General features: G+C 54.7%; 19 protein-coding genes and 5 pseudogenes. 9 read left to right on the top strand and 15 right to left on the bottom strand.

Features of this window, described 5'->3' with window-relative positions:
- Positions 1-174 precede the first annotated feature (174 nt).
- Together JUI81_RS02235 and JUI81_RS02230 are read left to right on the top strand one after the other, a co-directional pair.
- Positions 175-1623: an APC family permease gene (locus tag JUI81_RS02235; RefSeq protein WP_239077649.1), complete on the top strand. Its 1449-nt coding sequence runs from the start codon at positions 175-177 to the stop codon at positions 1621-1623.
- A gap of 20 nt (positions 1624-1643) precedes the next feature.
- Positions 1644-3056, top strand: coding sequence for an aspartate aminotransferase family protein (locus JUI81_RS02230; protein ID WP_204123582.1), 1413 nt, complete (start codon positions 1644-1646; stop codon positions 3054-3056).
- A 46-nt stretch (positions 3057-3102) separates the two neighbouring features.
- Here the strand turns inward: JUI81_RS02230 and JUI81_RS02225 are convergent, their stop codons facing one another.
- Positions 3103-4017 carry a LysR family transcriptional regulator gene (locus JUI81_RS02225; protein WP_204123844.1) on the bottom strand — a complete coding sequence of 305 codons (915 nt, stop codon included), beginning with the start codon at positions 4015-4017 and terminating at the stop codon, positions 3103-3105.
- An 82-nt stretch (positions 4018-4099) separates the two neighbouring features.
- On the opposite strand from JUI81_RS02225, the gene JUI81_RS02220 reads away from it, so the two are divergent.
- From JUI81_RS02220 to JUI81_RS02210, 3 genes and pseudogenes are all read left to right on the top strand, one after another.
- Positions 4100-5380 (top strand): 3-hydroxyacyl-CoA dehydrogenase, encoded by a 1281-nt coding sequence (locus tag JUI81_RS02220; protein ID WP_204123581.1) that lies wholly within the window; start codon positions 4100-4102, stop codon positions 5378-5380.
- A gap of 93 nt (positions 5381-5473) precedes the next feature.
- The gene (locus tag JUI81_RS02215) at positions 5474-5956 is read left to right on the top strand and encodes a thioesterase family protein (RefSeq protein WP_204123580.1); all 483 of its coding nucleotides are present in this window, start codon (positions 5474-5476) and stop codon (positions 5954-5956) included.
- Positions 5957-6134: 178 nt separating this feature from the next.
- Positions 6135-6449: pseudogene (locus JUI81_RS02210) on the top strand (aldehyde dehydrogenase family protein); the annotation flags it as partial.
- A gap of 181 nt (positions 6450-6630) precedes the next feature.
- Here JUI81_RS02210 and JUI81_RS02205 read toward each other — a convergent pair.
- The 6 genes from JUI81_RS02205 to JUI81_RS02180 form a co-directional block, all read right to left on the bottom strand.
- The gene (locus tag JUI81_RS02205; protein ID WP_204123579.1) at positions 6631-7992 is read right to left on the bottom strand and encodes an LLM class flavin-dependent oxidoreductase; all 1362 of its coding nucleotides are present in this window, start codon (positions 7990-7992) and stop codon (positions 6631-6633) included.
- 36 nt (positions 7993-8028) lie between these two features.
- The gene (locus JUI81_RS02200; protein WP_204123578.1) at positions 8029-8523 is read right to left on the bottom strand and encodes a flavin reductase family protein; all 495 of its coding nucleotides are present in this window, start codon (positions 8521-8523) and stop codon (positions 8029-8031) included.
- Between the two features lie 163 nt (positions 8524-8686).
- On the bottom strand, positions 8687-10033 hold the full coding sequence (locus tag JUI81_RS02195) for an OprD family porin (RefSeq protein WP_239077648.1): 1347 nt from the start codon (positions 10031-10033) through the stop codon (positions 8687-8689).
- A gap of 325 nt (positions 10034-10358) precedes the next feature.
- Positions 10359-11003 (bottom strand): 3,4-dihydroxy-2-butanone-4-phosphate synthase, encoded by a 645-nt coding sequence (gene ribB, locus JUI81_RS02190; RefSeq protein WP_204123577.1) that lies wholly within the window; start codon positions 11001-11003, stop codon positions 10359-10361.
- A gap of 118 nt (positions 11004-11121) precedes the next feature.
- The gene (locus JUI81_RS02185; protein ID WP_204123576.1) at positions 11122-12456 is read right to left on the bottom strand and encodes an MFS transporter; all 1335 of its coding nucleotides are present in this window, start codon (positions 12454-12456) and stop codon (positions 11122-11124) included.
- Positions 12457-12592: 136 nt separating this feature from the next.
- Positions 12593-13741, bottom strand: a complete 1149-nt coding sequence (locus JUI81_RS02180) for an acyl-CoA dehydrogenase family protein (RefSeq protein WP_204123575.1) — start codon at positions 13739-13741, stop codon at positions 12593-12595.
- A 759-nt stretch (positions 13742-14500) separates the two neighbouring features.
- On the opposite strand from JUI81_RS02180, the gene JUI81_RS02175 reads away from it, so the two are divergent.
- Both JUI81_RS02175 and JUI81_RS02170 read left to right on the top strand, forming a co-directional pair.
- Complete coding sequence (locus tag JUI81_RS02175) at positions 14501-15388, top strand: LysR family transcriptional regulator (protein ID WP_204123574.1); 888 nt, start codon at positions 14501-14503, stop codon at positions 15386-15388.
- Positions 15389-15608: 220 nt separating this feature from the next.
- Complete coding sequence (locus JUI81_RS02170) at positions 15609-16448, top strand: DMT family transporter (RefSeq protein WP_204123842.1); 840 nt, start codon at positions 15609-15611, stop codon at positions 16446-16448.
- Positions 16449-16602: 154 nt separating this feature from the next.
- On the opposite strand, the gene JUI81_RS02165 is transcribed toward JUI81_RS02170, so the two are convergent.
- Together JUI81_RS02165 and JUI81_RS32105 are read right to left on the bottom strand one after the other, a co-directional pair.
- Positions 16603-17883 (bottom strand): O-acetylhomoserine aminocarboxypropyltransferase/cysteine synthase family protein, encoded by a 1281-nt coding sequence (locus JUI81_RS02165; RefSeq protein ID WP_204123573.1) that lies wholly within the window; start codon positions 17881-17883, stop codon positions 16603-16605.
- Between the two features lie 343 nt (positions 17884-18226).
- Positions 18227-18334: pseudogene (locus JUI81_RS32105) on the bottom strand (hypothetical protein); the annotation flags it as partial.
- Between the two features lie 8 nt (positions 18335-18342).
- Here JUI81_RS32105 and JUI81_RS02160 point away from each other — a divergent pair.
- Positions 18343-19215, top strand: a complete 873-nt coding sequence (locus JUI81_RS02160; protein WP_204123841.1) for a LysR substrate-binding domain-containing protein — start codon at positions 18343-18345, stop codon at positions 19213-19215.
- 52 nt (positions 19216-19267) lie between these two features.
- Here the strand turns inward: JUI81_RS02160 and JUI81_RS02155 are convergent, their stop codons facing one another.
- From JUI81_RS02155 to JUI81_RS02145, 3 genes are all read right to left on the bottom strand, one after another.
- Entirely contained in the window at positions 19268-19843 is a 576-nt protein-coding gene (locus tag JUI81_RS02155; RefSeq protein WP_204123572.1) for a c-type cytochrome, read from the bottom strand.
- Positions 19830-21137: a sulfite dehydrogenase gene (gene soxC / locus JUI81_RS02150; RefSeq protein ID WP_239077647.1), complete on the bottom strand. Its 1308-nt coding sequence runs from the start codon at positions 21135-21137 to the stop codon at positions 19830-19832. Before soxC ends, JUI81_RS02155 begins: the two co-directional genes overlap by 14 nt.
- 189 nt (positions 21138-21326) lie before the next feature.
- Positions 21327-21941, bottom strand: a complete 615-nt coding sequence (locus tag JUI81_RS02145; RefSeq protein ID WP_204123571.1) for a TetR/AcrR family transcriptional regulator — start codon at positions 21939-21941, stop codon at positions 21327-21329.
- Positions 21942-22219: 278 nt separating this feature from the next.
- Here JUI81_RS02145 and JUI81_RS31975 point away from each other — a divergent pair.
- A pseudogene (locus tag JUI81_RS31975) lies at positions 22220-22365 on the top strand (group II intron maturase-specific domain-containing protein); the annotation flags it as partial.
- 103 nt (positions 22366-22468) lie between these two features.
- Here JUI81_RS31975 and JUI81_RS02140 read toward each other — a convergent pair.
- From JUI81_RS02140 to JUI81_RS02130, 3 genes and pseudogenes are all read right to left on the bottom strand, one after another.
- A pseudogene (locus tag JUI81_RS02140) lies at positions 22469-23925 on the bottom strand (tyrosine-type recombinase/integrase).
- Positions 23926-23927: 2 nt separating this feature from the next.
- Positions 23928-24239, bottom strand: coding sequence for a hypothetical protein (locus JUI81_RS02135; RefSeq protein ID WP_204123570.1), 312 nt, complete (start codon positions 24237-24239; stop codon positions 23928-23930).
- Between the two features lie 214 nt (positions 24240-24453).
- Positions 24454-24912 (bottom strand): annotated as a pseudogene (locus JUI81_RS02130) (GAF domain-containing protein); the annotation flags it as partial.
- Between the last annotated feature and the right edge of the window lie 42 nt (positions 24913-24954).

Genomic DNA, 24954 nt, shown 5'->3' with positions numbered 1-24954 from the left:
GAGCGCTGGCCGACGCACTCCGGAAGTCATGTCTTTTGTCCGAATTTATCCCCTGTTTTGTCCTTTTTGACTCTGACCTCGTGAGTCCGCTCGCACAGAGAATGAGGGTGCAAGTGGCGATCCTAGAAGCCGCCCGTTCGTTGGACTTCAACCACGTACAGGAACAAAAAACGCATGAACCAGATAGTTGCAGAGGGCGCCGCGCTCGACGATTCCTCCCGTGCGCTCGGCTCGCTCAAATCCAGCTCCAATACATTCCCAGCCAAACGCATGGCCCGCGTCCTCGGCTTACCTTCACTGGTTCTGTTTGGCCTGGCTTATATGGTGCCGCTGACGGTTTTCACAACGTATGGCCTGGTTACCCAGACAACGGCTGGGCATCTTCCCACCGCTTACGTCATTACCCTGATCGTCATGTTGTTCACCGCTTTCAGTTATGGACAGATGGCCGCTTCCTTGCCTTATGCCGGCTCGGCCTACGCCTATGCCAGTGCAGCATTCGGGGGGAAAATTGGCTTCATGGTCGGTTGGGCATTGTTGCTCGATTACCTTTTTGTTCCGATGATTTGCTACTTGGTCATCGGTATTTACATGGGCCAATACTTCCCGGACGTACCGATGTCGGTGTGGATCTGTGGCAGCATTCTCTTCGCATTGGTGCTGAACGTTCTGGGTATAAAAGTGTTGGCCAAGGTCAACTTCGCTCTGATCGGTGCCCAATTCCTGTTCATCGCCGTGTTCATTGCAGTCTCGATCGTCTCTCTTTCCAATTCCCCAGCGGTCTCTTTCTCTGCGCCTTTTTACAGTGCTGATATGAACTATCAAGGACTCCTGAGCGGTGCCGCCACGCTGTGCCTGTCTTTTCTGGGATTCGACGCGGTTTCGACGCTGTCCGAAGAAACCCGAAATCCAGCGCGCAACCTCCCCCGTGCCATCATGTTGTGTACTTTGTTCAGTGGCAGTCTGTTCATATTGATCGCCTATATCGGCCACCTGGTGTTTCCGGACTGGCAGACATTCGAAAAAGTAGACTCGGCGAGTTTTCAAGTGATCCAGCACGTAGGCGGTCAACTGCTCACCGCGTTTTTCACCGCTATTTATGTCGCTGGAAGTTTCGCCTGTGCGATCACCGCGCAAGCCAGTGTCGCGCGCATCCTCTTCGCCATGGGCCGTAATGGCGTGCTGCCCAAGCGCATCTTCGGCCTGACCAGCAAGCGTTTTGGCACCCCTGTTTCAACCACCGTGCTGGTGAGCCTGTTGTCGCTGATTGCACTGGTGATCAGTCTCGATCTCGCGTCGACCATGATCAGCTTTGGCGCATTGACTGCCTTTTCTTTCGTCAATCTTGCCGTTACCAAGCACTTCCTCTGGGACAAAGGGCTTCGCGGGCGCAAGGCCTTGCTGCGTTATGGCGTGGTTCCTTTGGTCGGCCTGGTCCTGACGCTGTGGCTCTGGGCCAACCTTTCGCATGCCACTTTCGAGGTGGGCCTGGTCTGGCTTGGAGGAGGGCTGTTTTACCTGTTCTGTTTGACCAAAGGCTTTCGTAAGCCGACACCGCAATTGCATCAGCACGATGATGAAAACACCATCAATGACGACACCCATGCCCGGGCGGTTTATTAATCTGCGTAGAGATTTTTACCATGACTATCCTTGAAAACTTGACTACTCCATCCACCAAAAGTGAGGAACTTCAGGCCCTGGCGAAGAAGCATTTGCTTATGCACTTCACCCACGCCGCCTACTACGACAGCGCCCCACTTACGATCATGAGCTGTGGCGAAGGGTGCTGGGTATGGGATGAGTCCGGCAATCGCTATCTCGACGGCCTAGCCGGCCTGTACTGCGTGAATATTGGCTACAGCCATGGTGTAGAAATTGGCGAAGCGGTAAAGCGTCAGATGAGCCAACTGCCGTACTTCACCAACTGGGGTTTTGCCCACGAGCCGTCCATTCGCCTGGCGGCAAAAATAGCCTCACTGGCACCGCCGCAGATGAACCGAGTCTTTTTTACTTCAAGCGGCTCGGAGTCCAATGAGTCTGCTATGAAATTGATCCGGCAGTATCATCTGGCGAGGGGCGACCATGCCAAAACCAAGTTTATCGCTCGACGAGTCTCCTATCACGGAACCAGTTATGGCGCACTTTCACTTAACGGCATGACCAACATCCGAAACATCTTCGAGCCCTTGATGCCCGGTGTGCGACATGTATCCAACACCAAGCGCTACAAGCGTCCGGAAGGGGAAAGCGAAGCTCAATTTACCGCGTTTCTGCTCGACGAAATCGAATCCCTGATCATTCAAGAAGGCCCGGACACCGTTGCAGGGATTTTCATTGAGCCCATGCAAAATGCTGGCGGTAGCCTGACACCGCCCGCCGGTTATGCCGAAGGTCTACGTGCCTTGTGCGATAAGTACGCCGTGCTTATGGTCGCCGACGAAGTGATCTGCGGCTTTGGTCGCCTTGGTGAATGGTTCGGTTCGACACGCTACGGCATGAAGCCAGACATCATCACGTTCGCCAAAGGTATCGCCTCAGGCTATTTTCCCCTGGGCGGCATGATCACCAGCGATGCCGTGATGGAGCCCATCCTCAATGGCCCGCACCAGATGTTCCTGCATGGCCTGACCTATGGCGGCCACCCTGCCGCCTGCGCCGCAGCACTGGCCAATATCGAGATCATGGAGCGCGAGGACGTACTCGGTAACGTGCGGCGCAATCAGGACTACTTCCGTGGGAAGCTCGAGGCGCTCAAGGCACATCCTATTGTCGGAGACGTACGCGGCGATGGTTATCACTACTCCCTCGAGCTGGTCACCGACAAGGCCAGCCGCAGCTGGACTTGCGCTGTGCCTTCCCAGGATTTCGTCAACACTCGCCTCGCGCCGGCGTTGTTCAAGTCCGGACTACTGTGTCGCGCCGCTGTCGACCATGAGGGCACTCCGCTTATCCAGGTGTCTCCACCTTTAATCCTCTCGCGCGAAGAAATCGACTGGCTGGTTGCGCGACTGGATGCCGTGCTCAGCCAACAGATCGCCATCGGGTTCGACTGACACCCTTGGTCGTGCAGAGTCTGTCCTGATTGGGCTATGGCCACCGTCAGTTTTTAATCTCCATGATCCGGTTTACCAGCCACGCCAACGCTGGGTCGTGTTGGCGATGGCTCAGATAAACGAGTTCGAGCTCGAACGGCTTCAGCGCAAAAGGCAGCTCATGTAGATCCAGTGGTAACAGATTGGCGAACTGCTGCGCCAGGCGCGTCGGCAACACCACACAGAGATCCGTTGCTGACACAAGGTGAGCGGCTTGCAGGTAGTTAGGGGTGGTGTAGATGATCTGACGCGCCAGATTTTGCTCGGCCAGCCATTGGTCGACCATGCCGCGAGTCTGACCGCCATGCACCCACAGGTGACGCAATTTCAGGAAGGTATTCAGATCCAGTCCGTTGCTGAGGTGCGGATGGCCCTGACGCGTCGCTACTCGCAACGTCTCGCTGCGCCAGAGGAGACGGGTGAAGCGTGCCGGAATGTCGTCAAAGCGTCCCAGCACCAGGTCCAATTGGCCACGATCCAACGCATCGGCTGGCAGGTTTGGTGACAGGTGTTCGACATCAATGCGCAGGTGTGGCGCGTGAGTCTGGAGATATGAAAGCAAAGGTGGCATGCACAGTTGTTCGACGAAATCGGTGAGAGCGAACCGCAATTGGCGTTGGCTTCGCAGTGGCTCAAAGGGATCCCCTGTGGCCAGGCTTTGCGCGATTTGTTGTAACGCTGCCCGGATCGGCCCTTCAAGTGCCAGGGCTCGGGGGGTCGGGCGCATCCGTCGTCCAACGCGCACCAACAGTGGATCGTCCAACTGGTCGCGCAAGCGCGCCAGGGCGTTGCTTACTGTGGGTTGAGTCAGTGTCAGGCGCTCGGCCGCACGCGAGACATTTTGCTCACGCATCAGCATGTCGAAGACACGCAACAGGTTCAGATCAAAGCTCGAAATATTCATGCGGTAAATATATGGCATATGAAATCGTAATTTCAAAAATACTTTCAGCGTGCTTAAGGTTAAGGCTGTTTGTTTTCCACAAGTGCAGGAGCGCCGCATTGTGAATACCCATTTCAATATCCAGCAGATCGCCGTCATCGGTGCAGGCACCATGGGCCGCGGCATTGTCATAAGCCTCGCCAGTGCCGGGTTGCCGGTGCTGTGGCTGGATAGCAATACCGCGACGCTCGACGCGGGACTGACCATGATCGAACAAACGTGGTTGCAGCTAGTCGGCAAAGAGCGCATCACTCAGGTCGAGGCGGACGACAACCTGCGGCGGGTACGGGCGGTAAAAGATTACGCTGCACTAGCCGAAGCCGATCTGGTGATTGAAGCGGTGTACGAAAGTCTTGAGCTCAAACAGGAGATCTTCCGCGCGCTGGATGTCCACCTCAAGCCAGGGGCAATCCTGGCCAGCAACACGTCCGCCCTGGATATCGACGCTATCGCCGCTGTCACAACCCGTCCACAGCACGTGCTGGGACTGCATTTTTTCAGTCCGGCGAACATCATGAAGCTGTTGGAGATCGTTCGTGGCGAGCACACGCATAGCACGGTGCTGCAGGCAGCGTGCGCACTGAGTCAACGTATCGGCAAGGTAGCGGTGGTGGCGGGCAACTGCCCTGGCTTTATTGGCAACCGCATGTTGCGCAGATATATCGCCGAGGCGCGCAAATTACTGCTCGAAGGTGCGTTGCCGCAGCAGGTGGACGAGGTGTTGCAGCAATTCGGCTTCGCCATGGGCCCGTTCCGCATGTTCGATGTGGTCGGCATCGATCTGGAGTGGCGCGCTCGCCAACTTTCCGGACAAGGTATGGAAGACCCACTGGTGCAGGTCGACAGTGCCTTGTGTGAACTCGGTCGCCTGGGCCAGAAGAGCGGCCAGGGTTACTACCGTTATGCCCCGGGTAGCCGCCGGGCTGAGCACGATCCGCTGGTCGACTCGCTAGTGCTCAAGGTTTCCCTGGGCTTGGGTTATCGCCGCCGCGCTATTACCGCCGAGGAGATACTTGAGCGTTGTCTTCTGGCGCTGGTCAACGAAGGGGCGAAGATTCTCGAAGAACGTATTGCTGCCAGCAGCCATGATATCGATCAGGTCTGGCTGAATGGCTATGGTTTTCCGGAAGAAACGGGCGGGCCAATGCATTGGGCGGATGAGCAGGGTTTACCACGGATTCTTGCTCGGCTGGAGCGCTTGCACGAGTTGTTCGGTGAGCACTGGCGATCCGCTGCCCTCATCCGCCAATTGATGGCCAGCAAAAAGCGCTTTGCCGAAGTCCAGGAGGGCGGGCATGACCTGTCAGGCTCCCCTGAGCGACAGGCGCTTTATATTGCATGAACGGTTTGATGTCAGCCATTGGCCGGGACTGAAAGTCCGGCCTATTGCCAGCCGTACTACTGAGTCATGCAAGGTGTAGATCGAGGAGACTAGATGAATAACAAGACAAGTCAGGTAGTGGTCGGATGCTTCGAACTCGATCAGCAACAGATCAAGCGCTATGGTGTGAATGGTGCCTGGCGATCTGCTATCCAGCGCGACTGTGACTGGCGCTGTATTGACGCCTTTGGCCATGTCAACAACGTGATCTACCTGGACTGGTGCCAGGAGGCACGTAGTCGTCATTTCGCACAGGTGGCCGGCCATTTCCCAGGGCAGGGCGGGATTGGACTGGTGGTGCGCTCGGTCGAGTTCACCTATCACAAACCGATGTTATTGGGTGAACAGGCCCTGATAACCACTCGTCTCAAGCGCATGGGGAGTACCAGCTTCGTGCAAGAGTACGCCGTGTGGAACGGCGAGCTGTGTGGTGAAGGGGTCGCTACCTGTGTGTTTTACGATGTTAAGGCCGGCATCAAGGCGGTCCCGAGTCAGGCACTACGGGATGCAATGATGGTGCGTGAGCCGCTGTTCTGAAACTTCTCCTACCCTCCAGATTATCGAGCTTCCTCGAACCTCTCGCAATCAAAGACATTAAAAAAAGCGGCCCTTTGGCACCTATAACATCGTTTCTCGCCGGCGCTGCTTTTCACTATATTGGCCACCAGATCCGGTAAGTGACTCAACATTTGCCGCCCTCAGTGCGAGTAGTCGGCGCAATGAAGTCTTCGCTCCGGTGGTAGTACTGCAATGCTTCGAGCATTTCGATGAAGCCATCGCGCTGGCCAATGAACCCGAATACAGCCTGCATGCGGGGATCTTCACCAGTGATTTGGCAACCGCGATGAGCGCCGCACGAAGGATCGAAACCGGGGGAGTGATGATCAATGACTCTTCCGACTACCGCTTCGATGCGATGCCGTTTGGCGGTTCCAAATACGGCAGCCTGGGCCGGGAGGGCGTGCGTTTTGCCTATGAGGAAATGACTCAACCCAAGGTGGTGTGTTTGAACGTCGCTCAAGACAAGTGATGGTACTCATCACTTTGCCATTTCGGGCGACTGTTTCCAGCGCGACGTTATTGCATGTCAACGCTGGGTAATAGTCGTCCGAACGCAGGGCGTAGCCACCCTCCCGAAACGCGTGCAGCTTATGCGACTTTGCTCGCAAGGCTGCTCAACGCGCGACGTGCTCTCCAAGCGAGGGAACAGTTCAGATTCGGTAGCTGGCCGCTGGGTGTGGATGTTGTAACAAACGGTTTTGGTTGAAGAGTTTTTCCCTCAACGTTCCGGGTGTGTATTCAGTCTTGTAGATTCCACGCTCTTGAAGAACGGGAACAAGCAGCTCGACGATATCCTTGATAGTGTCCGGTGCTACTGCATACGCCAGGTTGAAACCATCAATATCGGTTTCCTCCATCCACTGTTGCAGTTCATCCGCGACCCGTTGAGCAGAGCCGACGATCAAGGGACCAGAACCGCCTACGGCGATGTGCTCGGCAACTTCTCCTACCGTCCACACCCTGGTCGGATCGGAAATAGTGAAGCGATCAATCGCGGTATGCATGCTGTCGTTGCGGATATGCTTGACTGCATCGCCTGGATCACACGCGGAGAAGTCAATGCCTGTCCAGCCTGACATCAACGTCAATGCGCCTTCATAACTGGCGTAGCGCTTGTATTCGGCGAGTTTTTCCTCTGCTTCCGCATCGGTCCTGCCGACAATCAAGGTCATCATTCCGAACACCGCAACACTGTCGCGAGGCCGTCCTTCAGCGACAGTGGCAGCCCTGAGTTTTTTGACAGTCGCCGCAAGCACGGTTTTCGTTGGGCTGCTGGCGAATACACACTCCGCATGGCGACCTGCAAATGCTTGCCCCTTGGGCGACGCGCCGGCTTGATAGAGAACGGGCGTGCGTTGCAGGGAGGGCTCGCTGAGATGGATACCTTTGAGTTGGAAGTATTGACCATCGTGATCGACAGGGTGAACTTTAGCGGGATTAATATAAACTCCCGTTTCGACGTTCCGTTCTACAGCATCTTCTTCCCAGCAGCCTTCCCAAAGCTTGTACATGAGTTCCATGTATTCTTCAGCAATTTCATAACGAGTGTCGTGACCAGTTTGGGCCTTCGCGCCGCTGGCTTTCGCTGCACTATTCAGATAACCAGTTACGATATTCCAGCCGATTCGCCCGTTGGTAAGATGGTCCAATGTGCTCATTTTCCGAGCGAAAGTGTACGGCGGTTCATAAGTCAACGAACCTGTAACGCCAAAGCCGAGGTGCTGGGTGACTGCCGCCATTGCTGGAACAATCACGAACGGATCGTGGCTCGGTATTTGAACGGCATTGCGCAGCGCAGCGTCGGAGTTGCCGCCGTACACGTCATAGACTCCGGTCACGTCAGCCAGGAAAAGCCCGTCAAAACATCCGTTTTCCAGCGTCTTCGCCAGATCCTGCCAGTAAGCGATCGTTTTGTACTCGGACGAACGATCACTTGGGTGACGCCACAATCCCTGGGACTGGTGCACAGGGGTGTTCATATCAAATGCATTGAATAGAATTTTTTTAGACATTATGTATATTCCAAAGGTCGAGCTAAGGGCTGAAAACTACTGATGCTCGAGAGTTGCATACTTTCCGCTATGGTAGACAAGCGGTTCACCACCATTGATCGCCGTATTGATCACTCGGCCAATTATGATCGTGTGATCACCACCGATGTAAGATTCGTGAACCTCGCATTCACCGTGCGCCAAAGCGCCTTCAAGGCATGGGCTGCCGGTGATGCCTTTATAGAAACTTACATTATCGAACTTGTCATCGGATTTTGATGAAAATAGTTGTGAAACAGTGCTCTGATCTTTGCTAAGAAAGTTGATGCAAAAATGGCCGTTATCCAGGATCGCAGTCAAGGTTTTTGAGTTGTTATCAAGGCTCACCAAAAACAGCGGCGGTGTCAGGGAGAGTGACATGACAGCGGTCATTGTAATGCCCGCACACAGACCCTCATCGTCGGCGGTTGAGATGACGGATACGCCCGCCGCAAACTGGCCAGCGAATTTGCGCAGATCTACTTCCGGTGTTTTTTTATTATCAAGTTGCATGAGATTTCTCCTGTTTGCCTGTATAGATAGTGCTTAGCGCCTCTCATCAATTCAAACGAATAATTCTGCAGGTTTGACTTCGATTTTTTCGATGCGAAAGGCTTTGCTGATTTTTTTTGCACTGCTTCGCAACGCTGGATCGATGCTCGCGATCTTGGTTGACCTATTTCAGAAAGCCGAGATCCAGAGGGTATTCAAGGATGATTCGGGTCTGGTCGAGGTCATTGGCAATGGCGCCGTAATCACCACCTGTTCGCATTGAGGCGAGCATCAAGCGCAACGATAGATTCTTGGCGGGGCCCGCCTGCACGACGTACTTGACCCACAGATCACGCTCCCATTGCGAGCCATTGCGCACGGCCTGATAGCGGGAGTACGCGCCGCACGCATCCCTGCCGTCGATATCGGTGCCGCGAAGATAGCGCGCGGTAAAGCTCAGGCCCGGCACACCAAGCACTGCAGCATCCAGGTCGTAGCGGGCACTCCAGATCTTCTCGTTGGGACTGTTGAAATCACTGCCCTGAGCGGCTGAGTCCAGTTCAATATCGAAACTGTTCCAGACATAGTCGAACGGCTGGTCGCCGTCGATCTGCGTGTAAGCAAGTTCGAACTTGTGTCCTCCCAGGGCGTAACCCACACGGGTGCTCCAGGCATCGTTGCGATTATCACCCAACAAGGCCGCGCCGGTATTGCGCGTGCGGTAGTAGTTGCCCCCGGTATTGATCACGCCGCCGACGTCCAAGGGCAGACGGTAGTCAATCGAGGCGAACTGCTGATTCCAGATATCATCCAGTTCGGAACCGAAGAGTTTGATCTTTACGTTGTTGATGCCGGTGTAGATGCCGCCGTAGTAACTGACAAACTCAGTGTTAGCCTGGCGCCCGCTGTAGGCGGTACCCAGATGCCCGCCATGATTGGGTTGCGCCCGGTCACTGCTGGAGACGAAACGACCGGCGTTCAGGGTCAGGCCATCGAACGAGCGGTCCGTGGCATTCCAGCCCCTTAGGGTTTGTGGCAAGAGACGAATGTCACCGTACTTGAGTACCGGTGAATCAGGGAACAGGTCACCGTAGGCCAGTTCTGTGTGGCCGACACGCATCTTAAGCGCGCCGCCGGCTTTGGAGTAGCCACTCTTCGGATCGCCCTGGTTGTCTCGTGAAACGATCCCGCCATTGCCGATGCCATCGCCGACTCGGCCATTACCGCCATCGAGTTTCAGCGCGCCCATGTAATGCAGGTTCAGTCCGAACCCAACCAATCCCTGTGTATAGCCTGAGTTGAACTTGGCCAGAACGCCTTGCGCCCACTCCTGCCGGTAGCTTTGCTGTTCGCCTTCGGGACTGCGGTAACTGCCGTTGCGGTTGTCGGCATTCCAGTAAAAGTTGCGCAGGCCCACCGAAGTTGTACTCTCTTCAATGAATCCTTTTGCCGACTCTGCCGCGCCCACAACAGCACTGCTCAGGCAGGCACCGGCGCCGGCCATGCCCAGGGTAATAAGTTTGAACCACATAGTGCGCTTCCTCTTTACCAACAGTCAGTACTGTCAGCGTGAAATTTTTATTGTTATCAAGCACGTTTGTCTGGAGCGGATTGCGATATTTGTAACGTGTGCTGCTGGGTAGTGGTGGAGGTCTGTAAGTTTGCAACTTGCGGGTGCATGCGGAGATGATTGACACCATCCCCCTATCGAATGGCTAATTGCGGGTGGCGTCAAGAATAACCAAAGATGCTAACGCAGTGTTGACTGTTTTTGAGGTCTGGCACTTTCCGGTCAGTCAGTGATTTATCACGCACATTCAAAGAATCAAGTTGTTAAATTCGCTTTTTAAAGTGCCCTAGACCGCTACACGCATTTTAGCCATGCCGGCATAGGGCATTGCATCGTAACTTACGTATTCGATGAGATCGCGTATGCTCACTATTCGCAGAGCGTGCTTTTTCGCGAAGTTCATAAGTTCCGGTAATCTGGACATACTTCCATCATCGTTGGCGATTTCACAAATAACGCCGCTGGGCGTCAAACCTGCAAGTCTTGCTAGTTCAACTGATGCTTCAGTATGTCCATTACGACCAAGGACACCTTGCGGATGAGCGATCAACGGGAAGACGTGGCCGGGTCTGCGAAAGTCTTGTGGCCTCGCAGACGTGACCAGCATTTGTCTGATCGTATTCGAGCGGTCGCTTGCCGAGATCCCCGTCGTCACATCTTTTACGCCGTCAATTGAAACGGTGAATGCTGTGGCAAAGCTTTCCGAGTTCTCGGACACCATCAGCGGCAGATTCAATTGGGTAGCCAGTTCCGGCTGAATGGACACACATATCAGCCCTCGTCCCAGACGCATCATGATAGTCTCGGGAGTGACCAGGTCGGAGGCGACGACAAGGTCGCCTTCGTTCTCCCGATCTTCGTCATCGACCATAATGACCATCTCACCTTGGCTGATTGCGTTAATCGCACTGGCGACGCTATCCAATTTCATAGCTATCAAGCCTCTTTTTAATAAAGTTGGGTTTTGTTTGACTGCAATGAGCGGGTCACTGCCATTACAGTATGTAGCCAGGGAGGAGGGCGCCCCGTGGAGGCGCGCCCGTTGACCATTAGTGTCTGAGGTCAATGCCCTTAGTCTCTCGCATGAAAAATACGACCACGAACATAATGACGTTGAGGGCCATCACGTAACCGGAAAACACCCAGGCTTCGCCAATCGAGTGCAACCAGGAATTAAGATAGGGTGCTGTTCCGCCGAAAAGACCAGCGGCCAACGATGTCATTACGCTGACGCCCATGCCCCTCATTCGTGCCGGTACCAATTCGGCCATCAAAGCCGGGTAGTGCCCTACACCGATAGCGTAGATAAACAGACCCAGGCTTTGCGCAATGAATAGGGACGACGGCTCGCTTGACAGAAGCGCCTGGATTGGAAGGCCGCATAGAACGACCAGCGCAGCGAATGTCATTGAATTGATGCGCCGACCAAGCTTGTCCGAAACCCATCCGAAAACAGGAAGGAATGCAATCATGCAAGCTTGTGCACCAAGGCTCGAGAGAAATGCGCTGTTTGGATCCATGCCATGCTGTGTAATAGCCATTGCTGGAGCAAAGGCGACCCACGTGTAATACCAGACGTTCATCGCCGCGTTAATCACCATCACTGTCATGATGATGCGACCGATGCTTACGGGCTTGACTGGTGCTTCGCTTGCCGACGGAACCTTCCCGGCATCAACCGCATTGAAGACCTCCGTTTCATGGGCACTCTTACGTAGATACATTACATACAGGCCGAGCACAGAACCTGCACCGAAGCCTATTCTCCAGCCCCATTCATTCATCACGTCGGCTGTAAAAATCGACGTCAGGCCCGCAGCAACGGCCGTGGCAATCATAATGCCCAGTATGACACTCACGTAGACCGAGCTTGTCCAGAGCCCCCGCCTATCCCTCGGCGCAATTTCCGCCACATACACGTATGAAACCCCTGACTCACCGCCATGAGCGAATCCTTGAAGGATCCGCATTACGAGCAGGGCAAAGGAAGCAAATGCTCCAGCGGTCTCATAGGTGGGGAGAAGGGCGATACCCAAGCTTGCTAATGCAAGCAAGGTCATCGTAACGACTAGGGTAAATTTTCTTCCTCGACGATCGGCAATACGTCCGAAAAACCAACCGCCCAAAGGTCTTGCGACGAAGCCGCCGGCAAAGATGGCCAAGGTGGACAGCAAGGCAGAGGTGGGGTCAGTTTTTTCGAAGAAATTTGCCGCCAAGTAAATAGATAGAGTGCTGTAGATCGTCCAGTCATACCACTCCAGGACGTTCCCTGCCGCCGCCGTTTTCAGTGATTGTCTGCGCTGGGCCATCGTCAGGGAGCAGCCGTCAGACAGGGGGGATTCCTCAGCGTCAATCAGCCGAGCATTCGCTACTGTATCGCTCATTTTCATCCTCCCTTTACTTTCGTAAAGATGTAGAATTTTTATATTTGTTATATCGAAAGAGCGTTCTTATTGTTATAAGCGCGCAACATGATAGTCAGCGTTCTTTACGAACGCTGTAGGCGATGAGATCAATCTCTTATACAGCTCCAACCGTCCAGCGAGCGGGCGGCAGCGTACCATTGACGGCAAACTCCCCAACAATTCGCTGTTTATAGATATGTGGATTGTGCGATGCGATGGTGCGCGCATTTCTCCAATAGCGGTCAAGTCCCAGCCCCTGTTTGGTGCTGGAAGCACTCATTGCATCGAATGCCTGAGTGGCCGTGTTCAAAACGAGATCGATAACAACTGATTGGATCTGAGACGTCTCGATTTCGAGCAGCGGACACGCTCGATCATAAGCGTCTTTATCACCGTCTCTCAGTATATTGACGACATTCTCCATACTGTCCGCAAGGCGCATCACGAGCGCTCCCGCAGAGTAAGCCATCCCTCGTACCGCACCGACTACTTGCAAAAGCTGCGGGTCGTGGGAGGATTTACTTGCGGCGCCATGTGAGTACACGCGGGTTCTTTTCGCCACAAACTCAGCAGTATCATTGGCAATGCCACGCGCAATGCCCGCCAATGTAGCGAGGTGGTACAGTTGAAAGTACGGAAGCGAATGCCCAAACCGTGTTGAGTGCTTGCGCAGATCCCTCTCCGCCACTAGCACATTGCTGAAATGTGCGGTGCCACTGGCAGTGAGCTTTTGTCCAAATCCATCCCAGTCGTCGATGATCTCCACGCCCTCTGCATGCCTGTTAATCATTGCCAGCACTGCATCGTCGGTAGCGTCGGCCGCGTTGACTTCAATCCAGTCGGCGTACATCGCCCCCGTTGAATAATATTTTGATCCCGTGACGAAAAAAATCCCGTCTTGCTCAATCAGTTTCGTCAGCAACGATTTCTGCATCGCCCCCGGACCAATTTCCGCCATGGCGTTAGAAGCTGTTTCATTACGTCCAGCAATGGTCAACCAGCGATCCGCGAAGGGCGTTGCCCCGAAACTCATCAAGTCTTCCACGAAGGCAAAGTGGCCGCGCAATGCTTGTGCGATATTCGAGTCAGCTTCACCCAGTTCGATAATCATCGCGAAGAATTCCGGGAGGGTGACCGCAGAGCCGCCGTAGTCGACAGGTACTCGGATAGCGCCGAAACCTAGCGCTTTGAGTTCATTGATTTGTGGGCCAGGTAAAATTCGATTGGAATCTCGCTCGGCCGCACCCTTCTTGATGTCGGCCAAAACAGGTCTGATCTTTTCAACAAGTGAGGCGTACCGAGGTGAAGGCGGGCAGCCCCAAGTACGGGTATCAAGTTTGTCTGTCGAAAGTTCGCTCGTAGTGCTCAACACATCTATCACCTATTATTATTGGAGCATTGTTCGGCAGTGAAGTGACACGTCCTGTCCAGAAGGTTGGAGGTCCAGTCGTTATGCAGCTCCGACGTGTCGGATTGTTCATGTGCTTCGATACAACATGCGCTGCTGCGCTACGTCATGACTTGAGACTGCGGGCGCAGACTTCAGGCATATCAAGTCATCATTTCGGGCTGGTTGATGTCCATGAATGGGATTTGCAAATCTCTTTCAGTCGCTTGTCACGCCTATCTCCTCCCCGACATTTCCAGGCTGATAATTTGCCAAGTGCGATTGAAATTCAAACGAAAAAACTTTGTCGGGGTGAATCGATAATTTCGATAGGGAGATGTGACGGTGAGGCAACGCGGGGCTGCGGAGCGCATCTCACGTACGCTGGCAGTCAGAGCTCGGGGCCCCACGTCCCCAATCGGATGATATTCTCCTGCCCGGAAACGTTTCCTTCGCAGCGCTCCGGTGAGGGTTGCACACGAGGTGTGTCCTGCTTGACTGGACCGGCATGATGGCGTGTGATGATCCCGACGAATTGCCACATTCGAGATCGATTACAGGGTGGCCAAAAAGCGGTCGCCAGCACTTAGTGTTAAACACTTCAAGTGCAGATTAATCATTGAAGAGAATAAAAATATGAATTTCCGCCAACTCGAGACATTTTTGGTAATCGCCGAACTTGGAAGTTTTTCCGCGGCGGCAGATCGCCTGTGTGTCACACAGTCTACGATTTCGGCTCGCATCATTGAGCTCGAACAAGACCTGGGCGTCGAACTATTTGATCGATCGCAACGTCATGTGCAACTGACGTTCAAAGGGAGAGAGCTTGTTGTCTATGCTCAACAGATGGAGACGTTGTCCGAGCAAATAAAACACACAGTGGGCTCGAAGAGCTCACTCACCGGCATTATTCGAATTGGAGTTGCAGAACTGGTCGCCATGACATGGTTGCCCAAGTTTGCGGCCCTTATCAGAGCCCGTTATTCTGGCCTTCAAGTTGAATATGAGGTTGGATTGAACCCCTTTCTTTCAGAGGGCATCCGGAGTGGTAACCTGGACCTGGCCGTTGTGGCAGGTCTCTCTCCAGAGCCTGGCCTGATTGCACGTGAACTTGGAACGGTTTCGTTTGCCTGGATGGCCAGTAACTCTCTTATCCCCTGCAACGAAATAATGCCTGCGGAGGAACTACGCAAGTGGCCGATTTTGTATCAGGGCACGGAGTCCTACACTAACAACTTGATCGATGATCTTTTGAACCTGCCCATAGGCCGTAAGCAGCGAGCGGCAACTTGTAATTCTCTAGGTGCAATCATTTCGCTCGCCCGTGGCGGGCTGGGCATCAGCTTGCTGCCAATCTCATCCTGTGCCAGTTACATCAAGAGCGGCGAACTCAAGATTTTGAAAACAGACCCCGAATGTTATGAGATGCCCTTTACTGCGGTGTATGACAGACACCCCAACGCTAATTTGTTAGCCGCTATCGCAGACATCAGCTACGAAGCCAGCAGTTTTCATCGGCAGTGATAGAACATTCTGGCACACGTCATTCAAACCCTTTATCGGCATCCCGCACAGCCCTGGAATCATTTTTTATTGACCGATCGGTACAGAGCCGTTATAAATTTGCGAGGAACTCAAACCGTGCACGGTCATGCATCGTCGTCGGCAACATCTGAAAGCCACACGGGCATTGGAGCCAGCAAGAATAATGAACAATCACCTCACGCAGACCGCTATATCACCCGTGTCCGCGAGGCTGATAGGGCTGACCTGTTTTGCCATGGTCGCATTCGCCGCCAACTCGTTGCTGTGTCGCCTGGCGCTGAAACACACCGGCATTGATGCAGCGAGCTTCAGCGTTGTCCGACTGGTGAGTGGCGCTTTGGTGTTGTGGCTGATTTGCGCCCTCAAACGGCCATCAACGCCGGTCAAGGGAAGCTGGTTGGGCGCCGCAGCGCTGTTCATTTATGTGTTCGCTTTTTCCTTTGCTTACCTTCACCTGGAAACGGGAACAGGGGCATTGCTGCTGTTCGGTGCTGTGCAACTGACCATGGTTCTATATGGCGTTTGCAAGGGCGAGCGGATGCGACTACCCGCGATAATCGGACTGTTGTCAGCGCTTGGTGGCCTGATCAGTTTACTGCTCCCCGGCGCCACGGCTCCAGATCCATACAGTGCGCTCATAATGCTGGTATCGGGGCTCGCATGGGGTGGGTACTCGTTGCTAGGCAAAGGCGTATCGGACCCTCTGGCGACCACAGCAGGCAACTTCATTCGCTCGATTCCGCTGGTGCTTATTGCAAGCCTGGGGTTTTTAGCAGGGCTGCGCTGGGATCCGCTGGGGCTACTCTATGCGGTGTTTTCCGGAGCGCTGGCCTCGGGCGTCGGGTACGCGGTCTGGTACAGCGCAGTTCGCCACATGGCATCGTTCCAGGCGGCCACCGTACAATTGAGTGTGCCCATCCTGGCGGCGCTGGCGGGCATTATCTTTCTCGGTGAAAGCCTTTCCCTGCGGCTGGTCGTGGCGTCTGTGGCGGTCCTCGGCGGTGTGGCGTTGGTCCTGGGCAGCAAACAAAAACGCTGATAGCCGCAAGGACAGGATTTGATCCAGTGATCAAGGACCTGTGGATCGGCCCGTCCAGCACCTCGTTACAACAGGCATTCTTGCCATGGCCAAGGACAGCCATGATGGCGAATGCCTACACCGTTACTCGAGCACCTCTGCGCCTACGGCCTGGTCACAGAGTCGGGGTTGAGCTCAACGCCTGCGTCAAATCGACGATCAAGTCTTCGATGGCTTCGATACCCACCGACAGGCGAATCATCTCCGGCTTCACACCGGCCTTGGCTTGCTCCTGCTCATTCATCTGCCGGTGGGTGGTAGAGGCTGGATGGCAGGCCAGGGACTTGGCATCGCCGATGTTTACCAGGCGTTTGAAAATCTGCAGGGCGTCATAGAAGCGCACGCCTGCCTCATAGCCACCCTTCAAGCCAAACGACAGGATCGCCGATGGTTTGCCTTGCATGTATTTCTGCGCCAATGCGTGGTGCGGATGATCCGGGAGCCCGGCGTAGCTGACCCATTCCACTTCAGCATGGCCTTGCAGGAATTGCGCAACCTTCATGGCGTTTTCAGTGTGGCGCTCCATGCGCAGGGCCAGGGTTTCCAAACCTTGCAGCAGCAGGAACGCGTTCATCGGCGCCAGCGCCGCGCCGGTGTTGCGCAGTGGCACAGTGCGGGCGCGCGCGATGAAGGCGGCGGGGCCGAACTTCTCGGTATAGACCACGCCGTGATACGCCGGCTCGGGCTGGTTGAGGCCGGGAAATTTTTCCGGGTATTGGGTCCAGGGGAATGTGCCGCCGTCGACGATCACACCGCCCAGGGAGTTGCCGTGGCCGCCGACATATTTGGTCACTGAGTGCACGACAATATCGGCGCCGAACTGGATCGGCTTGCACAGGATCGGCGTGGCTACGGTGTTGTCGACTATCAGCGGCACGCCACGGGCATGGGCGACCTTGGCCAGGGCTTCGATGTCGATGATATTGCCCGCCGGGTTGCCGATGCTTTCGCAGTACACCAGCTTGGTGTCGTCGTCGATCAGTTCGGCGATGGCCTCGGCGGAGTCGTCCCGGGCAAAACGCACATCCACACCAAAGCTCGGCAGCAGGTGGGCGAACAGGGTGTAGGTGCCGCCATAGAGTTGTGGCGTGGTGACGATGTTGTCACCAGCACGCGTGAGGGTCTGGATCGCATAGTGGATCGCCGCGCTGCCGGCCGAGACGGCCAGGGCTGCGACACCGCCTTCGAGGGCGGCCATGCGTTGCTCCAGCACATCGTTGGTGGGGTTCATGATCCGCGTGTAGATATTGCCTGGCACGTCCAGGTTGAACAGGTCAGCGCCGTGTTGGGCGTTATCGAATTCAAAGGCGACGTTCTGGTAAATCGGCACGGCGACGGCCTTGGTGGTCGGGTCCGATTTGAATCCGTGGTGCAGTGCAATGGTGGCGTCTTTCATGATGGTTATTGACCTCCTATTGTCAAACGTCAAGGAACCCGCCTCGCGGGAATTTCTCCGTGGTTGCCAGCTACAAATCGCTGCTGATGCATTCTAAAATGTTCATCATCGTATCTAGTGAAGTGAATGTCTTGATTCTGCGTGCCTTTTTTCTTGTTTCAGCGCGCCACTGATCTGCAGCTGCCAATGGTTCACTTGAAGCCGTTGGTGGGCAGCTTTCGTGTCTGATCGCAGGCGACAGGCACTGCCAAGACTCTGCCGCCTATAAAGCGGCAGTTTTTTTGCAGCCTTGACGGCGTTACAACGTTCGCTGGAGCATAGTTTCCAGACTTCGTCCATGCACTTAATGCCGATCCAACCACACCGTTTGCGCGTTGCAGAATTCGCGTACCCCGAAGTGCGAAAGCTCACGACCGAATCCGCTCTTTTTCACACCGCCGAAAGTGACACGCGCTCGAAATTTTCAAAGCGGTTGCCGAGCACGGCAGCATCAGCGTCGCCGCCCAGCACATCCATCGTGTGCCGTCGAACCTGACAACGCGGATCAAACAACTGGAACTGGAACTGGAACTGGAACTGGGCGTGGACCTGTTTATCCGCGAGAAAAGCCGCCTGCGGCTGTCGCCGGCCGGTTGGAGTTTTCTCGACTATGCCCGGCGCATTCTCGATCTGGTCCAGGAGGCACGCGCGACGGTTGCCGGGGAAGAGCCGCAAGGATCGTTTCCCCTGGGGTCGCTGGAGAGCACGGCGGCGGTGCGAATCCCTGAATTGTTGGCCGCCTATAACCAGAAGCACGCCAAGGTCGAACTGGCCCTGTCCACCGGTCCTTCTGGGACCATGATCGGCGGCGTGCTATCGGGTCGATTGGCCGCTGCGTTTGTCGACGGGCCGGTGCTGCACGCGGCACTGGAGGGCGTGGCAGCATTCGAGGAGGAGATGGTGCTTATCGCGCCACTCAACCATTCGCCGATCCACCGCGCGCAGGACGTGAACGGCGAAAACATCTACGCCTTTCGCTCCAATTGCTCTTACCGCCATCACTTTGAAAGTTGGTTTGCCAAGGATGCTGCGGTGCCCGGCAAGATTTTTGAAATGGAGTCCTATCACGGCATGCTGGCCTGTGTAAGCTCCGGTGCTGGCCTGGCGCTGATGCCGCGCAGCATGCTCGAAAGCATGCCGGGCTGCACCACGGTGAGTGTGTGGCCGTTGTCGGAATCCTTTCGCTATTTGCGAACCTGGCTGGTGTGGCGCCGGGGGACGGTGTCGCAAAGCCGGACCATGTTCGTGCGTTTGCTCGAAGAGCGATGCGCAGCGTCGGGCCGACTGACTTGAGCGAATCGCACCGCCATCGATTAGCAATACTGCCCGGTCAGGCAGGGTTCTATCAGAGAACTTTCAAGCAGTTAGTCATGCAGGCAACCGCTTTGCTGTCGGGTCTATCATCGACAAAAAAACCATCTCGATTCGGCATTTTTACCGCTGCTAATGTCGATGCATTGACGGTCGTATTGGCTTCAATCAGTTTGTTCATGTGCAGGATGTAGCCGGTGACTGCGTATACCTGTTCATTACTCAATGACTGTGGAGCTTGAAAGGGCATTGCTCTACGGATGTAGTCAAAAAGAGTCGTTGCGTAGGGCCAATAGCTGCCGATTGTTTTGACCGGCTTCTCAGTGGTCAGCGACCGGTCGCCTCCCACTAATGCTGGGCCGACGCCGCCTTCGAGTTTCAATCCATGACAGGCGACACAACTGTTCATGTAAACTTTTTCGCCGTCGGCGACCGTGGCGCTCCCCGGTGGCAATGCCTTCCCGTCGGGGGCCACATCGATGTTCCAACCAGCGATCTGTGTGTCGGAAGCATGCGTGCCCAAGCCATATTTGGGTTGTGCGGCGGCAAAGGTGAACGCGCACGCGCAGAGCAACCCGATGAGCAACGATCCACTTTTAGGCCCTTCCATTGGTCACCTCCCCATTGCTGGACACCCGCCAAGGTTGCACTGAGTTATTGTGATAGAACGACACCTTGCCACGCTCGCCGATCAATTGCTCCAGCATCGGCTGCACGTATCCGGTCTCGTCAATGGCACGGCTCATGATCATCAGTTCCTGGCCGTTCCATTCGAAAGCGGCTCTGAAGGCAGTAAGTGCCTTAGTCAGAACGGGCTCCTGCAGTCTGGCTTGGGTCCAGTTATTGCCACCGTCTACGGAGACGTCGACACGTGTGATTTTGCCGTGGCCACTCCATGCAATGCCACGCATTTCATGCAGCCCCTTACGTGTCAGTTTCTGGGTGCCGGAGGGGTAGGTAACCAGCGATTTGCATTCCATGACAAAGGAGAATTTCCGGGCTTTGCCGTTGGCCATCAAGTCAGTGTATTTAGCGGTTTCCTCCCGGCTGTAGGCAGGTGTGTCGGTGACGTGTAATCGTCGCAGCCATTTGATGTGAGTATTGCCTTCGTAGCCTGGAACAAACAGGCGCAGCGGGTATCCCTGTTCCGGTCTCAGACGCTCGCCATTCTGGCTGTAAACGACCATCACATCATCCAGGCACTTCTCGATGGGAATACTTCGCGTCATAGCGGCGCCATCAGCACCTTCGGCGATGATCCATTCGGCTTCTGGCTTCAGACCGGCTTCATCCAACATTGTTTTCAGGGAAACTCCTGTCCACTCCGCACAACTCACCAAACCACTGACTTCGGCTGCGGTTTTACCCCACGGAGGAAGGAGCGACGGATTTCCCGAGCACTCCATGAAGTGCACCCGCAACACAGCGGGGAACTGGCGAATTTCGTCCATAGTAAATATCAGCGCTGTTTCAGTGAGGCCGTGGATCATCAGCCGATGTTCCTCAGGATTGATCTCCGGTACCCCCGCGTGGTGGCGCTCATAAAACAAACCGTTGGGAGTAATGATGCCATCCAGTTCTTGAAGCGGTGAGGTGCTGTAGGCAGACATCGTGTCCTTCAGACCGGGATATAAATTTCTGATAGCTTTGGTTTCGAATTTTGAGGGTTTTCCGTAAGGGCTTGCCGTCGGGGCGCCAAGGCTGAGAGTCCATTGCGGGACTTCAAGGGGCAGGTTCGGGTCAAGGCTTGCCGTGCTGGTGGTCTCTGCCGTGGCGAGTTTACTGTCAGCCAGAAGAAGTGCCGCAGTGCCAACTAATGCTCCGCTTTTAATCAGAAAATCTCTGCGGGCTATCGGCGTTTCAGACATGCCTTGCTTCGCATGGACTATGGGTATTTTTATCATTGTTTTTCCTCGGGAGCTTAACCAGAGCAGGTAACTGATCAGTAGACCGATCGGTCAGTCTGTTTTTTAAGCGTAGATCGGAAAAGGTGGATGGTCTAGTGGCTACGAACGCCTACAGAGCGTCGATGTAGATATGGGTGTAAGGGGATAAGAGCGGAGACGGCGCATGTGATGCGCCGCTGATGGTCGTCAAGCCTGGGGTTGCGTAGCCTTGAGTCCTGGCAGAATGGTGTCGCAGAAAAACATTGCAATGGAGTCGGAGGAGCGCGGGCCTCCCGGTTTGATCCACAGATAACTGTAGTGGTGAATGCCAAGGATAGCCTTGACGGCCAAAGAGTCAGATGTACGGAAAGTACCCTCACTGACGCCTGTCTTGAGGATCTGTGACCAGAGCCTCTCATATTGGCGGTGCAGGTCGAGTAATTCGGTCTGGCGTGAGCCAATGACGGAATATACTTCACGGAAACAGACAGTCATCTCGGCTAGATGGGTGACGATCGTCCTCATGACGATGGTGGAGAACTGGCGAAATTTGTCCTCCGCAGGTAGATCGCTTTCGCACAGAGGGCTGCCTTCAGCGATCAACACCCGTAGATAGCGGCTGGTGATCTCGAATAGCAACTCTTCCTTGCTTCCAATGTGGTAATACAGCGCTCCCCGACCAAGGCCCGTGGCCTTTTCCAACTCGGCCATACCGGTCGCGTGAAACCCTCGCGTGGAAAACAACTCTGCAGCGATTTTCAGTATCCGCTCCTTGGTGCCATTTTCATTGGGTTCGACAGAGGCGATGTTTTTCTTTCCCATGAGTCAATTCCTGCTGGTTAGGGATGAATCATACCCATGCAGGCGTGTTGAAGGATATCAATGCCAAACGCCCCATCCTCAGTTCCTGTCTAGCGTAGGCAGGAGTGAAGTCGTGCACGCGATATCAGTTTATGCGCAGCTCGACAGTCTTCTTCACAGCGATGGCTCAGAATCGTGAAATTTATCCTGCTAAGAATCGATTCATAGCTTCATTTGGCTCGCAGGCCTCGGGTTCAATTATAAAAACTAATGACTTTGTTTTATTTTCTAATGACCACCGAAGCTCAGTCGGTCGCAGTCTGCGACAAGTTGTCGAGAATCTACGCCCCTATCTTTTGGGCTGGAAAACTGCTTTGGGTTGTCACAAACACCGAAAATCTGGCGAGAGCCTGATGAATGGCTACGACACCGACTGCGTGCGATCCATGCTCTCCATAAAAGGCATATCGAAGAGTGTCACGGTCGGGAACCTGGAGTCGGACCTTACTTGTTGTCACGGATGTTAAATTCCGGAAAGCGCAACAGCTCTATGAGGGAGGCCACGTCTCTGTAGTCGCGAACGCAGGAAAAAGACAGCGTCGACTCGGTTGGCGGATACTCGTAGGTCGAGGACAGCACGGCACTGAGCCTATCACCCAGCAGATTCCAAGCGCGTTTCTTCTCTTCGGCATAGTCATGATGCAGGTAGTGGCGTCTCGCCCGAGAGCCGGCCAGCACATGGTTTTGACACCGATCGATGATGTCTAGGCTGACGCCGAAAGCTTGCATCATGGTCGCGCCCGTGCGGCGTAGGTCATGCGGCGTTCAGTCACCGCTCTGGCCGTCGGCAAGGACCAAGGTGTCGTCATGACGCCGTCTGGAGAGAGCCTTACGGTTTTTGAATCGGGCCTGGCGGTCACCCACCTGCTTGCTCACCACTTTCACGTCAACATGCCCATCATTCTGCTTGTTCGGAAAGCACCCTTGGCTATGTCCAGTCAGAGTTTTCAGATCCTGAAAGAAGTGCAGGGCAAAGGGTGAGAGGAAAACATGATGGTCTTGTTTCTTGCGCCGGCTGCCTTTGACGTTCCCGCTCGGGATGAACCAAGTATGGTTATCCAGATCGACATTCTTCCATTCGGCCTGAAGCAGTTCACCGATCCGGCATAACGTTCCCAAACAGATCCAAAGCTCAAGTTGAGTCTCTAGTTTCAGGGGGCGAATTCCATCGTACTTCTCGCCGTCAGGTAGTGCTGCATAGTCGGCGGTCATTTTCTGAAAGCGTTGGTGTAATTCTTGAAGTTCGGTGGAGGAGAGGATCCGGGTACGTTCCTCCTGGTAGTCACTGGGTACAAGCTTATCGATTTCGACCAAGTCTGCTGGATTTCCGTCGACCAGCAGTGCTCGTCATGGCTGGCGTTTCTGGGCCCATCCAAACATCTGAACGATATCCGAAAAAAGACTGATGGCCTGACGAGTAGCGCCGCGAGCCATGACGGAACGCACCAGGGCTCGCAGGTCATGCTCACTGACTGTACTGATGACTTTTGAGCCAACGGCGGGGTAAAGATCTTTCGCGAATTTTCTCCGTAGCTCGGCATTACCATCCTTTCGTGCCACGCCATCGCGAAACCATTCTCCCGATAGGGTCTAGCAGCGTTAGCTCCATAGATTTTTGCTGATCGGCTTCTGCGAGTTATGCAGCCAGCTCCGCTTTTAGTCTGACCTTTTCTGCGCGCTTGTTCTCATTAGGATTGATCCCTTTGGCTACAAGGTCTCGTGCTTCGCTGCGCTCCTTGCGGATTTCGGTTAACGACTTGCTTGGCCAGGTACCGCACGAGAAGCGGGTGTAAATCCCTCCCCAGCGAAACTGGAAGTAAAAGGGGATGGCGATACCTTTTTTGCGGAGTGAGACCCTGCCCGCGAGGCTGCCTTCGTCGCGTATGATGATTCCGACATCCTGCTCGGTCAGTGCTTCCAATTCCTTGGCAGTGAGCTTGGCCATAATCAACCTCCTGATAGGTTTACTCCCACATTTACTCTCATTGATTCGTCAGCTAAGGGTAGATCAGGATAGAGGTCGCTGGCAGAGTGAATCGCTGAAGGTCCTTGTTTTGATGGGCTTGAGGATTCTATAGGGAATGGCGCGAGCCATGGATGACTAATGCTTAACTGCATTTCACGCAAGAAGGCCATTTCGCCAGTCATATCCGAAAAATGCGGACTGTCTACGCGGCGCGCAGGAGTCTGTTGCAGCAAAACCTGAAACATTACTTTGGTGATGATGTGCAGTTTTCTTCGGGGCAGGCTGGCATCCACCTGGCAGTCACCATCGGCGCCGCTGGTACAGTCCGAAAGATGATTCAGTTAGCCCCTGCCCATGGTTTGACGCTGCGGGGTGCCTATCACATCGATCCAGACAGGCTCGACGATAACCTGTTGGTGCTGGGATACGGCGGAGTGAAAGAAACTGATATCGAAGGTGCTGTGAAGCGCCTGAGAGGGCTGTATAACGTCGTTCGGATGCAAAACTCATGGTGGTCGGGAGCAGGCTGTCGATGGGCATGCCCAGCAACGGCGGCCCGTCGGCCAGTTCAAGGGCGACAAAAGCGGCACGGTTGGCGCCGATGACGCGTCCGCTTTCGTCGAGGGCGAGCAGCTGCTCGTTGGCCAGGTCGGCTATTTCATCGATGGGTTTAAGGGACAGGGTCAGCCGATCGCGGTAGCTCTGACGAAAGTGCGCGTTTTCGATCAGGCGTGCGTACATGATCACCAGTTGCAGCGTGAGGTACTGGCTTTCACGAGGGCCGTCGCTGTTCATGCAGGTCGCGTTCAGGCATCCGCGCAGCAGGCCCTGGGCGTCGAAGATCGGCGCTACCGAGCAGCTCAGGCGGAAATTGGACGCCAGGAAGTGCTCTTCACTGTGGATGATTAGCGGCTGCGCCGCCGCCAGGGTTGTGCCGATGCCGTTGGTGCCCACCACCGACTCGTCACTATAATCTGCAATATCACTACGAATCTAATTACATCAATT

Origin of the sequence: Pseudomonas sp. 008 (genome assembly GCF_016861935.1) — a bacterium.
Lineage (GTDB): Bacteria > Pseudomonadota > Gammaproteobacteria > Pseudomonadales > Pseudomonadaceae > Aquipseudomonas.
The sequence above is the reverse complement of the archived record's forward strand: the minus strand, read 5'-3'. Positions and strand labels throughout refer to the sequence as shown.